We start from the raw sequence: 12,582 nt of genomic DNA, 5'->3' as shown, positions 1-12,582 counted from the left end.
GAGTCGATGAGGCTGCGTGTAATGCTGGCTTTTCCTGTTTTCCTTATATATACTCATTCGATCCTAGTACTTCTGTTACGATCGTCTTCGGAGATACTGCCTCTTCCGGCATCCGTTTCTATTGCTTCCACATTGAGAGGTCGATGGAGCTGAACAGGTCATCATTCCTTTCGATCATTTCGAGTTCTTTGGCCATGTCCCCGCTAATGTAGGCGGATTTCCACATTTCAGCCAGTCTGTCGAATTGTTCCAGATGGTGAAGCACTGTTCTATTCGCATATTCTCTGTGTCTGTTCTCGGATATTAGCAATTGCAAGTCAGAACTCTGGAGAATCAGAAGCTCTCTGGCCATCTGTTTCAGCACCCTTCTGCTTAACTCAGTTCCGCCTGACCCGCACTCTTCCGTCAGCACGGTTTCAAATCGTGCCTCAGTTTCATGTAATCTTCTCAGAATCTGTTCGCTATTCACATTGTACAGCATTGAGAAAGCGTACTCGCCGTACCGCACGATGTCAGCCTTCGAATCCGTCATTGCCGGTTTGCTCATCTTCAGATAATCTGAAACTGTTGTCGGCTTTACGCCAGAGGCGTCGATATTCAGGAACAGTTTTTCGATCCATAGCGGAGCTTCATGCCATGGTTCTCCCGAAAAGATCGTATAAAAAGGGACTATGGCCAGCTCCCTGTCCGCTCCAAAGGCTCCTGAACGAACGGCATCCAGAAAAATCGCCGACTTCTCAGAAGCCAACGCTTCTGCCGTCTCATATCCGTATGCATTGCGTTCCTCCAAATCGTCAGAACCATCTGTGTTATTCCAGTAGCGGATGCCTCCCGGAAAGGTCCTTCTCGCCGTGTTTAAATATTCGGGTACCTCCTTTCGAAAGCCTGTCACAGGGAAAATCAGATCTCCATATTCACTGTCGGCCTCAAACGATACGATAGATCTTCGTCCTGCTCCCGCGCCTTGCCGAGGTGGGACTTCCTGTATTTGTGTTTCTGATGTACGACCCCTTGGCACCTCGGACTGTGTATTTTTCTCTCCTGAAGTGTTTCTGTCAGTGTCCGGCATGCTCAACGCAGTCGGGCAGTGAGGCTGAGCAACAAAATAGCTTATGCCTGCATCAGCCAGTATTTCCGTCACCCAGTCTGTCCTCTCTGTACCGTCTGCAAGACGTTTTTCATGGGAGGTGGCCGATATGTCCCTGGCAAAAGGCAGCCAGAAGCCGTGCGGGACATATCCGAACGTCTCTTCAAACGATTTCAAGCCAAGCCTGATCTGTGCCCTGACTTCAACATCGGAGCTTATCAAGGGAATACAGTTGCTGGTTGCTGTCGTAGCCATCAACTCGAGTCCTCTGCCACCGAGTTTCTCGAGCTCAGAAACGATGTCGCCGTCTATGTCGCTATACAGTGAAATCATCCCATCCAGTCTGTCGAGCCAGTACTCCGCGGCCCTGACCAGACGTTTCTTTCCATGCTCTGCGAAGAACTTCATGTCACCTGATAGTGTCCTGGCAAAATCATCTGCATACTTTTCAAATCTTCTCCTGAATGAACCCCTTGACATCATTTCTGTGACCGCCGGCGATACAGCCAGATTGACAGGCACCGTTCCAGCAGAATGCTCCGTATTTCTGAAAAACATAATGAGCGGCAAATAACTCTCAAAAACCGCATCGTTGAGCAAATCTTGGCCGTTGTATGCGGAAACGTCACCCATCAGACATGGCAGATGGAAAATAAAGATGAATGAAAGATATTTCTTCCGCATCATCCTATCTCATTTTTCTTTTTCGGAAAGCTTAATCAGCATCTCTTCGAAGGAGCCGAAACGCCGTGAAGAACCGTTTCTGTCAATAAAAGTGGCACCGAGAAGCTCATCCCTTTCGATTATTGCCCCGCAATCGTATTTCTGATTCCTCAGCTCATTGAAAAATTCTTCCTTACTGGCTGTCTCACCACTGTCTATCAGCATAGGGTTGAAAATCCTGTATTCTATGCCCAATTTTTTCATTAGCGGTTCAACGACGAGTGATATCGGGTCTGACTGCGTGTCTATCAGCATTCTGTCGGCTATCCTGGACTTTATCTTTGGAAGCAAATGCTCTATGTAGTCATCTATGCCGTTTGTATACTGCATCAGTGAACCGATATCGGCGGATGAGCAGCTTTCCCCTGCAGTTTCCCCGGCAAGCTCTCTTATTTCGAGCAGTCCTTCTGCATGCATATTCCTGCCCTCGCTGTCGTACACATGAATCTGGACTTCTCCCCTGTAAAACGACACGTACACAGCACCGTCGAGTTTCTGCTTACCGATGCCAAATCTAAGAACCTGGCTGGGAACCAATCTGAAGTCGAGAACTTGTGTTCCTTTGGTCACAAGGCCGCTGACAAGACATCTTCTTGTAAACCTCGATATGGGATGGCCATCCCTTCCTGTGCCGATGGTCTGGTTTTCGCCAAAGAACTTGCCAATGGCAATTCCCGCATTAGTCACTTTCAGAGGTTCGTATCTGTCCCACGAGTAAAGTCTCATTTTATCACGTATGCAGCATTTTTGTTCCGGAACCGAGTCTTGAACGTACCCAGATTTTTATATTGTGCCCTATGCGGCTGTCCTCCCCGATTCTGGTCCTGTCCCCTATAACAACTCCTTCGTCGAGGGTAACAGAACGGCCGAGGATCACACCCTCCCCCACAATTGCGTCCGATATAATTGAATTGTCCCCTATAAGCGTGTTTGAATAGATTATCGAATGTGACAGCTTAACGTTTTTTCCCACAGACACATTATCGCCGAGAACCGCAAAGCCTTCAATCTGGACGGATGCCGAGATAGAGCAATTGCTTCCAGTCACTAGCCTTCCGTGTTTCATTTCTTCGTCGTCTGATATGCTTTCCTCCGCTGCCTGGCCATCAACGCGTCCCTCAATAAGATCCCTTGTGGCTCCCAAGTAGGTGCTCGGAAGACCGATGTCATTCCAGTAACTGTCGAATGTAAAACCGTAGATGCGATCGTTCCTTGACAGCATCAGCGGAAACAGATCCCTGGAAAAATCAGATGGCCGATCTGCCGGTATGAGTTTCATTGCCTCAGGCGCACAAACATACATTCCGGCGTTTACAAGATTGCTGAACGCCTCTTCTCTTTTCGGTTTTTCCTGAAACCTGGTTACGCGGTTGTTTTCATCAAGTATTGCCACACCAAATTGTGACGGGTCGCGTACACTCGAGAGTGCCATGGATACAGCTGCCCCATGTTCATGGTGGGATTCGATGAATTTACGCAGATCAATTGTTGTGAGCACATCGGCTGACACAACAAGAAACGGCTCGGAGATATTCTCTGACGCAAATTTCACTGCCCCGGCAGTACCCCTTTTGATGTTATCCGTCGTGTACTGAACTTCCATGCCATACTTGCTTCCGTCGCCGAGATGCTTGACGATCTTGTCAGAGAGATAATCGACAAGAACGGTCGCCTCTGTCACCCCGCTCTCCCTGAGAACTTTCATCATGTGGTCGAGTATGGGCTCATTCAATAACGGTATCATTGGTTTCGGCCTTGTAGCTGTAATCGGCAGCAGTCTCGTTCCCTTTCCCGCTGCCATAACTATCGCTTTCATTTGATCACTGCCAGCCCACGTTATCTGCTAAATATCCAACCGTTTAAGCTATCGTCACGGCGTATTATACGGATCGTGCTGTATATCATTCTTTCCAAAGAGAAGTTACGACAACTTTCATTCCCGAGAATGCAATGAAACCAGCTTATTGCATTTTTCACTTTTCCGGGTGCCCCCTGTCAGGCTCTGACCTGAAGGAAGCGCAGGCACCATCAGAAGATGCGCACTAAAAACATCCGTTTTACCAACCGTAATATATCAAACAGTTAATGAACCCGTTATGGCTGTCAAGACAGCTGCATGGCTTACGAGAGAAGTATTGTTGATATCGCTATCGGCATTCTTTGCCGACTTGGGTTACCAGGCAGTCATCGGTCTCTTTCCTATTTTTGTCACTTTTATCCTGAAGCAGCCAGCCTATGTTTTCGGCCTCCTGATGTCATTTTCATATGGAGTGGGATCGCTATTTTCTTACATTGGAGGACGTCTCGGTGACAGGTTCAGCAAAAAGAAACTCTCCCTCGCAGGCAATCTGCTGATTCCGCTCCTTTCATTCAGCGGTCTACCTGCAAATATACTGGAAAGTTCCGGTCTCTATCTTGGTGGCTGGTGGTCAAGAAATTTCCGTTCTCCTCCAAGGCGGGCATTGCTTGCCGAACAGTCAGACACGATGGAACGTCCCAGGATATTTGGTTTCCTGCATCTGCTGGATGTGGGCGGGGGGATGCTTTCAACTGTTATAGCCTTCTTTCTTGTCTATGCCAATTTCAGTATCTCACTCGTTATGCTTCTTACTGTAATTCCGATACTGGTTTCGTCCCTTTCTCTTTCCTTGGTCAGGGAAAACAGAAATACGGAATTCAGCAAAAATTTTCACGGACAGAATGTGAATCAGGTGGAGAATGATTCAGCAATGAAACTGTTTCTGGTCTCAGCCGGTCTCTTCGGTTTCAGCTACTACAGCCTGGGTTTTCCGATAATCACAGTCGCAAGGGTCGAGAACAGCTATTCATTAGGTCTCCTCACCTATGCAATTTTTCTCGGCGCATCGGGTTTATCAGGCTATTTCTTCGGCTCGAGAAGATTGAAGCCCGCCGGAGGACTCTGGATGTTCGGCTACTCGATTGCGGCAATAGGTTCCCTGTCAATAGGCATAGCCTACCTTTACCACTTTGGACTTTTTTCTTTCTATCTCTCAGCAGCTCTTCTTGGCGTTGGCACGGGAAGCATAGAAACATTTGAACCTGTTGTTGCAGCGCTGCTCGCCGCACCACACCGCATCTCGCGTGGCATGGGCAGTCTTGGAGCATGGAGGAGCATAGGACTGTTTTCGTCCAATTTGCTTATGGGAATTTTATTCACGTTCAATATTTTTGCATCTTATCTGTATGCCTTCATCACATCTGCTCTGGCTGCTACTTTGATGGCTCTCGTTCAGATCAGGACAAATTCGCTGAAGTAGGCATGTCTCAGCCGAGTTTCCTGTAGATCTCCCTCAACTTTTCAGGGATGCTGACAGCCTTCCAGTTACTCGTGTCAACGCAGACGAGGGTTATATGGCCTGATGCCGAATCCACTTTTCGGCTTGCATTCCTGATTTCAAAATGCAGTTTTACGGATTTGTCTGTCATGCCTTCCAGGGATATCTCGACCTCCGCAATGTCCCCGTATCTAAGCGGTGATCTGTAGGTGCAGTGAACATCCACCCTCGGGAAAGAGACCTGAAGTCTTTTCAGCAATTCTCTTTCCTCTGATTCGAGGCTACTGTAGAACGCATCCTCAGTCTTTTCAAAATATCTGAAGTAGTTTGAGAAATGCACAACCGAAAGTGCATCAGTGTCTACCCAGTTTACAGGAAACCGGTGTGTAAATCCCGTCATATGCAGCATGACAGTACGAAGAGAATTATAATAATTGGTCGCTTTATCGGCTGTAAGTGTAAACAGATCAACGCTTTGCAATGTTACAATGAGGACTGGGAGTTAATGAAAATTGCAGTAGTATCCGCTGAAGCGCTTCCGTTTTCAAAGACAGGGGGCCTTGCAGATTATGTATACTCGCTTTCCAACACGCTTTCTTCCATGGGGCATTCTGTCGATGTCATAACACCTGATTACAATGCAGACGGCGGGACATCAGTGCCAAATGAACAGGCTGAAACCATCAGCCTGAACGGACTGGTATTCAAGATCTCAGCTGAGAATGTAGGATCGTGGCGTGCACTGAAGATAAGGAATCCCGAGCTATTCGGCAGACCACGGATGTATGGATATGAGGACGATCCTGTAAGGTTCGCCCATTTTTCGGCGGCTTCTGCCAAACTGATATCCGGCGGTAACTATGAAATAGCACACTGCAACGACTGGCAGACAGGATATGTGCCACTGCTTCTCAAGCAGAACAGAGCCTCCGTACGCTCCGTGTTCACTATTCACAATCTTGAATTCCAGGGTAACTACAGCCCTTCGCTCATGGATACTATAGGTATAGATCACTCGTATTTCTTCATCGATGGCATTGAATTTTATGGAAATGTAAGTTCAATGAAGGCAGGAATCGTTTATTCCGACGCACTCGTTACCGTAAGTCCCAGTTACAGCCGGGAAATTCAGACGCCGGAATACGGTTTTAAAATGGACGGAATACTCAGAAAGGAAAGTTACAAGCTGAGGGGAGTTCTCAACGGCATCGACTACAACATGTGGAATCCTGCAACCGATACTATGATACCTTCGAACTACAGCAGGGGTGATATTTCCGGCAAGTCTGTATGCAAAAGCCGTGTTCAGAGAGAATTCTCGCTTCCCCAGGTAAGAAGACCCCTGATCGTATCGATTGGGAGACTGTGGAGACAGAAAGGCATTGACCTGCTGCTTGACGCGCTCGGCGAAATAGAAGACGGCTTCCAGCTGATTGTTCTGGGAACAGGTGACGAGGACCTCATGAAGAGGATACGTGACATAGCCTCCTCGACACCCGGTATAAGGGCTGTCCTGCGGTTCGACGAAAGGCTGGCGCATCGGCTTTACGCAGGAGGGGACATATTTGTAATGCCATCAAGATTCGAACCATGCGGTCTGAGCCAGATGATAAGCATGCGATACGGAACCGTCCCTGTTGTTAGAAAGACAGGAGGACTTGCGGACTCGGTATCCCAGTTCGATCAGGATACGGGCGAAGGGGAGGGGTTCGTCTTTGTTGATGAAAATCATGAACAGCTCGCAGATGCACTTTCCGAAGCAGTCTCTGTTTATTCCTCCCCTGAGTTATGGAGGTCGGTTGTGGGAAACTGCATGGGACGTGATTTCTCATGGGAAGTTTCTGCAAAGAAGTATCTGGAAATATATTCAAGCATCACTTCTTCACAAGCCCCCGGAGGAGCCTGATTTCGCGCGCATAGACCCTTTCCCCCCCCGGTGTTTCAAGCAGCATCGGAATTTTTGACAGAGCATCAGTGTTCATAACGGCCCGGAACCCTGCAATTCCAATTTTCCCCTTTCCTATATTCTCGTGCCGGTCTACATGACTGCCAAGTTCTGTTTTTGAGTCGTTCAGATGTACCGCAATCAGCCTTCTAATGCCTATTGTTTTTCTGAAACTGTTCATAAACCTGTCAAATCCGGATTTATCTGTTATGTCGTAACCGGCTGCAAAGATGTGGCAAGTATCCACGCAGACACCCAGCCTCACTGAGTCCACGCTCTTCAGGACTTCAGCAATGGATTCCAGCCTGCTGCAGATGATATTCCCCTGGCCGGCCATCGTTTCAAGTGCGAGTTTGACCTTACAACCGGATGTTGCATCAAGTATCTTTATTAGATTTTCCGCCTCTCTTCTGAGTCCTTTTTCCTCACCAGCACCAACATGGCTGCCGGGGTGGAAAACATAAGTGTGTATGCCAAGAAGGTCACATCTGCAAATTTCGTCGATAACCGCCTCGACCGATTTATCGGCCGTGGTTTGTTCGCTGCTTGCCAGATTTGTAAGATATGAACCGTGGGCGACGACACTCTTCAATCCGCTTTCCCGGAATGCAGTTTTGAAAAGTTCGGCATCACCTTCATCGATAGGTTTTGCCTTCCACTGCATCTGATTCCTGGTGAACACCTGAATTGCATCCGCGTTAATAGATATGCCGGACGATACGGCTTTCGAGAATCCGCCCCCTATGCCAACATGAGCTCCAAGAAGCATTAACTCACCATACTATTGCTTCTCGAATTTGCCCATTACCGAGATTAGTTCAGTGAGTTCAAAAGGCTTGACAATGTAGGAAGCAGCGCCAAGTTCAATCGCCCTCTTCTGCATGCTCCTGTCATAGAGCGCACTGATCGCAACTATTTTTGCCTGCGGATCAAATTCGAGGATCTCCTTTATTGCCTCCAACCCATCCTTGTTCGGCATAGCCAGGTCAATAAGAATAACATCAGGTTTCCTGTCTTTGTAGAGCCTGACGGCGTCGTCGCCATCCTGTCCCTCTGCCACTATCTCGTAGTTATATGCAGAAAGGGCGGCAACCATGGCTGCTCTCGTAAGCGACGAATCGTCTACAACAAGAACTTTCATCAGGAATCCCTGTTATTCCGCCTCTGCATCCATTCACGCTTATATATTCCATTCGGGATGAATTGTCTTACCGTGAACCTTCCCCCTGTATTATCCTGCACCAGGTTCCCGGCACGCTGTTCCCGAACCAGTCTCACTCTCCGAACAGATAATGCCTGTTTTTCGCATTTATTCTGACCTGCCCGTAATGCAGCGTAACAATGGCAGCGAAAACTGCTTCCTGCAAAACCTTTGATCCTTCAGGCTTACACCAGACGGTATTCCATTCTTTGGAGAACTGAAGCGATCTGAAAAAATACATAAATACCGCTAATCGTTATTGGCTTCACCTGATGTATTCTGTGGAATTCACAATGATTTTGCGGAGGAACGTACTAATTGTCCGAGATTAGGAAAGATTACGTGACGGACACTTGGGTGGTGATTTCGGAGGAGAGAGCAAAAAGACCCCGTGACTTCGTTAGGCCGCATGCGCCAGTCAGAGAAGGCACATGTGTTTTTTGCGAAGGAAATGAGAGGCTGACCCCTCCTGAGATCTATGCTTTCAGGCGTGTTAGCACAGTACCGGATGGCCCCGGATGGTGGATAAGAACAGTCCCAAACAAGTTTCCGGCACTGAGGATCGAAGGAAAACTGGAAAAGAATTCCAGATCGGTTTTCACCGATATAACAGGAATAGGATGTCATGAGGTAGTAATAGAGTCGCCAGAGCACTCAAAACCAATAGCCCTGCAGTCTCACAGCCAGGTAAGGGAACTCATACAGATGTACAGAGAGCGCGTCACAGATCTGTCCAGGGACAGGCGATTCAAATACATACTCGTATTCGAAAACCATGGCTCTGAGGCAGGTGCATCCCTCGAGCATCCCCACAGCCAGATTATAGCGACGCCGATGATACCTGTATATGTCGCAAGTGAGTTGAGGGGCGCGGAGAACTATTTTACGGACATGGGTGGAGATTGCATCTATGACTCTATAATAAGAGAGGAGATTCAGCAGGCCAAAAGGGTCGTGTTTGATAACAATTCCTTCATCTGCATCGCACCGTTCGCCTCCAAATACCCCTATGAACTCATGATTCTGCCGAAAAGGCACTGCCCGTCATTTGCGGAATGCACCCATGATGAAGCTTCAGATCTTGCGGCGCTGCTTCAAAAGTCACTTTACGCCCTTTATTCTGTTCTGGACGATCCGCCGTACAATTTTTATATCCACACATCGCCAGTTAATAGTATCGGATGTCCATATTATCACTGGCATATTGAGATTATACCAACCGTCAGCAGAATAGCAGGTTTCGAGAAGGGTACCGGTTTCTACATAAATTCAATTTCGCCGGAAAATGCGACGATTCATCTCAGTACCGCATTAAGGCAGCAGTCCGAAGGCAGTCAAATCGCAACTGCCGGAACGAACTTCAGGGCACCGGAGCTCAGCTGAATCGCATAATAACCCGTATCTATCTCGGACCCCCTCATCTTGAGGACCCTGAAAACAGGCATCGTATTCCCGTCTTCCGTCTGCCTTGACGAAAACTGCACCACGCCGTCAGCAAGATAAGCTTCCGCAGTTCTCTCACGAAGGGCCGATGCATAGCTTCCTTCTCTTATCGCAATACATATCAGACCACTTTCCCTGCACCATTCGAAATAGTCAAACACCGATTTGCGTGGTCTCTCCGATGTTACCATCGAAGTGAATGAATTGATATTGTCGAGGACGACGGCCGAGTATTTCTGTTTTCCCAGTTCTCTCTTCATATACTCCATCAGTATTTTCTGCCAGTTCCCTTCCCAGTCGGTTGTATTTTGCCTGATTTCCCTTCCGTCTATGATGCGGACGAGTCTTTTCTCTTCATTTTGCAGGATGCCGGCGCGTATGACTTTTGCCAGGAATCTGGACGCAGAATCATTGAGGAGAACGTAGAGCAGCGGTCTTGATGATATTCTTGCAATATCGAGTCCCGCAGTCATTGCAGCTGTTGATTTCATTGTCCCGGCAGGGCCGACAAACAGCACCACCGAATCATCAGCTATTCCAGGCCTTATCATATCCTGTGAAATGAAAGGCAGATATCTCACAGCACGCGAATGCGTGGCCTCTGGGCGTGAGCCCTCCATGCCGGCTATCCTGGCAAGATGCATGTTCACCATCGCCCTGAACTCAGGATCATTTCTGTTCCACGGTCTCCTTTTCAGCCGCTCCCTGTCAGCTGTGCTGCCGGAAGGACCATCGGCAGCGGTTTCAGCGGTATTCCGCGCTGGTTTTGTGAGATTTGCCACCATCCGGTTCATTTCGTCAATCTTTCTTCTCAATTCCTCTACCATACCCGAATCGTCACCGGTGGCCTCTTTTTTGCCGGAATGGAAGGATGATGTTTTCTTTTCCTGAACTCCTTCATTTGGGTTGATCTCCCTGACACCCGAACCAGCTGCCACGCGCCCAAAGCTTATTGCCTCAATTGTATAATCTCCGCTCCATCTGTCTGTGTCTCCTTTTCCTCTGTTCCTGTTTTCTTCATCCCCCTTTGTTCCGCCTGAAAAATCCTCGCCGCACCGGCCGCACTGCATTTCATGCCGTCTCAACGCATATCCGCAAACTGGACAGAACTGTAAATCCGCCATAATGCTCAACTCATAGATTGCGTGACTGCGAATTTTCCGTTGACAAATTGTAGGGAATAGAATGAAGTGTCGTGGTTTGTTCCTCTCATTTTCGCGCATCTGATTCTTCTTCGTACCGCATTTTCATCCTCGGAGGACAGACTGAGGTGAATAATGCCGTCAGAAAGGTAACCTTCTTCCCTTCCGCTGTCGAGTATTTCATCTGCGCTGCTTTCGGATATTAAAAAAGATGTCAGATTCGTTTCCCGCAGCCACTCAAACAGGAAGTATATCTGACTTCTTCTTGAAGTCAAACCGGCAGAAATGTCTATCACGTTCAGAGAATCGAGTACAAATATCCTGCAGCCCGAATCCTTTATGCTCTTCTCGATGTGTTCCTTGAGAACGGTAATAACTGTTTCGTCCCTTTCTGCTTTTTCGAGTTCTTCCCTGATGCCGCTAAGGTCCATCACCCTGACACTTTCCTGTTTCTCTATATCCATTCCCATTCCATTCATCTGCCGAATCAGGCTGCTTCTCTTCTGTTCCAGGGATAGGTAGACGGAGCCAAATCTGTTTCTGACGGCGTTATTGTAAATGATGCTGAATGCAAGGGAAGTTTTCATTGTACCGGGCTGGCCGGAAAGCAATACTACGCTCCCCTCCGGAATGCCACCTCCGATTATCTCGTCAAATCCGTCAATGTAGGTTCTGATTCGGCCCGTCGTGTAAACATCCGTCAAAACCAATCACCTCTTTTGTATATGTTTCCATCTCCGAACTTACGGTCAGTTGCGTCTGTGCTTCCTTCGTCGAAATGTGCTGTTTTCAGCTCCACTTTTCCGTTCCTGAGCTTGTATTGGTACCAAATCGGATTGCTCTCTCTTCCCTTGATGTATCTTACCCTGATGAATCTGGCCATGTTCGAATCAACTGCCACCTCAATAACACCGTCGGCAAGAGACATAAGCGTATTCATTGTCATGTTTTCATGCATACCTTCTACGACGGATGAAAGTATAAAACCGAACTCACCTTTTGATCTGGTTGAAAGTACCTGAAAGAATTTTGCCATCGTTTGCGGAGCATTGTGCAGAAAGAGAGTGGACAATCCGTCAAAGATGATTCTGACAGGACTCCCCAGTCCATCAACCGCTGTTGATATGGCCAGAGTTATGCTCTCCAGATGCGAGAGCCCGTTTATGTTCACAATCAGCCTGTCACCTGAATCGCTTGGGTTGTTCCTGTAGCAGTCTATTATTACGAGTCGGTCTGACAGTATTCCTCTACCGGCCATGGTGGTCAGTCTCGAAAGTATTTCTTCTCCGCTTGTCGATACAGCCACGTAAAGAACTTTCTCTCTGTTCAGAAGCCAGCGATTCGCAAGATCTAGAAGGAACTCAGTCTTTCCGCTTCCAGGAGGTCCTCTGAGAAGTATTGAACTTCTCATTGGAAATGAACCTTCCAGATCAAATTCCGACATTATCGCTACAACCGTTTTTGTCTGTAATGACAAATAAGTTCAGCTAATCGTATTTAATGCTGTCGAGTTGAAATTTTAAAAACCGTAATGACTGCAGGCAAGTTCATGCGTTCCTCCTGCTGGTGAAACTTCTATACGTGAAATTCTCGGAATAAGCTTTAAAAGCGCCGCCTCCTTTGAAATCAGGTAAAATGACCTCTTATTCTCACTCAATTTTCAGTCGCCTCTGCTGCGTTCCTCCCAATAAGATATGTCCACGCGGTCTGTCCGCAGCGCCATTTGCGCCCATGGAGGTGTAGCG

12 protein-coding genes are annotated in these 12,582 nt (G+C 47.8%); 3 read left to right on the top strand and 9 right to left on the bottom strand.

Going from position 1 to position 12,582, the window contains the following annotated elements:
- Nucleotides 1–118 precede the first annotated feature (118 nt).
- The 3 genes from KIS29_06195 to KIS29_06185 are packed head-to-tail and all read right to left on the bottom strand — an operon-like array spanning nt 119 to nt 3,626.
- Entirely contained in the window at nt 119–1,720 is a 1,602-nt protein-coding gene (locus KIS29_06195; protein ID MBX8639913.1) for a DUF1957 domain-containing protein, read from the bottom strand.
- Between the two features lie 60 nt (nt 1,721–1,780).
- The gene (locus KIS29_06190) at nt 1,781–2,536 is read right to left on the bottom strand and encodes a hypothetical protein (protein ID MBX8639912.1); all 756 of its coding nucleotides are present in this window, start codon (nt 2,534–2,536) and stop codon (nt 1,781–1,783) included.
- Between the two features lie 4 nt (nt 2,537–2,540).
- Complete coding sequence (locus KIS29_06185) at nt 2,541–3,626, bottom strand: NDP-sugar synthase (protein MBX8639911.1); 1,086 nt, start codon at nt 3,624–3,626, stop codon at nt 2,541–2,543.
- A 280-nt stretch (nt 3,627–3,906) separates the two neighbouring features.
- Here KIS29_06185 and KIS29_06180 point away from each other — a divergent pair, with 280 nt between their 5' ends.
- Complete coding sequence (locus KIS29_06180; GenBank protein ID MBX8639910.1) at nt 3,907–5,088, top strand: MFS transporter; 1,182 nt, start codon at nt 3,907–3,909, stop codon at nt 5,086–5,088.
- Between the two features lie 7 nt (nt 5,089–5,095).
- On the opposite strand, the gene KIS29_06175 is transcribed toward KIS29_06180, so the two are convergent.
- Nucleotides 5,096–5,506 carry an acyl-CoA thioesterase gene (locus tag KIS29_06175; protein ID MBX8639909.1) on the bottom strand — a complete coding sequence of 137 codons (411 nt, stop codon included), beginning with the start codon at nt 5,504–5,506 and terminating at the stop codon, nt 5,096–5,098.
- A gap of 105 nt (nt 5,507–5,611) precedes the next feature.
- Between KIS29_06175 and KIS29_06170 the strand changes: the two genes are divergently transcribed.
- Nucleotides 5,612–7,012, top strand: coding sequence for a glycogen synthase (locus KIS29_06170; GenBank protein MBX8639908.1), 1,401 nt, complete (start codon nt 5,612–5,614; stop codon nt 7,010–7,012).
- Here the strand turns inward: KIS29_06170 and KIS29_06165 are convergent.
- Nucleotides 6,981–7,820, bottom strand: coding sequence for a deoxyribonuclease IV (locus KIS29_06165; GenBank protein ID MBX8639907.1), 840 nt, complete (start codon nt 7,818–7,820; stop codon nt 6,981–6,983). The genes KIS29_06170 and KIS29_06165 overlap by 32 nt on opposite strands.
- A 12-nt stretch (nt 7,821–7,832) precedes the next feature.
- Nucleotides 7,833–8,195 (bottom strand): response regulator, encoded by a 363-nt coding sequence (locus KIS29_06160; GenBank protein ID MBX8639906.1) that lies wholly within the window; start codon nt 8,193–8,195, stop codon nt 7,833–7,835.
- 375 nt (nt 8,196–8,570) lie between these two features.
- Here KIS29_06160 and galT point away from each other — a divergent pair, with 375 nt between their 5' ends.
- Nucleotides 8,571–9,635: a galactose-1-phosphate uridylyltransferase gene (gene galT, locus KIS29_06155; GenBank protein ID MBX8639905.1), complete on the top strand. Its 1,065-nt coding sequence runs from the start codon at nt 8,571–8,573 to the stop codon at nt 9,633–9,635.
- Here the strand turns inward: galT and KIS29_06150 are convergent.
- Genes KIS29_06150 through KIS29_06140 form a run of 3 tightly spaced genes read right to left on the bottom strand, consistent with a single transcriptional unit; the run spans nt 9,587 to nt 12,281 of the window.
- Nucleotides 9,587–10,780: a hypothetical protein gene (locus tag KIS29_06150; GenBank protein ID MBX8639904.1), complete on the bottom strand. Its 1,194-nt coding sequence runs from the start codon at nt 10,778–10,780 to the stop codon at nt 9,587–9,589. The two genes, galT and KIS29_06150, sit on opposite strands and share 49 nt — an antisense overlap.
- 44 nt (nt 10,781–10,824) lie before the next feature.
- The gene (locus tag KIS29_06145; GenBank protein MBX8639903.1) at nt 10,825–11,541 is read right to left on the bottom strand and encodes an RAD55 family ATPase; all 717 of its coding nucleotides are present in this window, start codon (nt 11,539–11,541) and stop codon (nt 10,825–10,827) included.
- Entirely contained in the window at nt 11,538–12,281 is a 744-nt protein-coding gene (locus KIS29_06140) for an RAD55 family ATPase (protein MBX8639902.1), read from the bottom strand. The genes KIS29_06145 and KIS29_06140 overlap by 4 nt, the downstream gene beginning before the upstream one ends.
- Between the last annotated feature and the right edge of the window lie 301 nt (nt 12,282–12,582).

Source organism: Candidatus Sysuiplasma jiujiangense (assembly GCA_019721075.1).
Taxonomy (GTDB): Archaea; Thermoplasmatota; Thermoplasmata; order Sysuiplasmatales; family Sysuiplasmataceae; genus Sysuiplasma; species Sysuiplasma jiujiangense.
The sequence above is the reverse complement of the archived record's forward strand: the minus strand, read 5'-3'. Positions and strand labels throughout refer to the sequence as shown.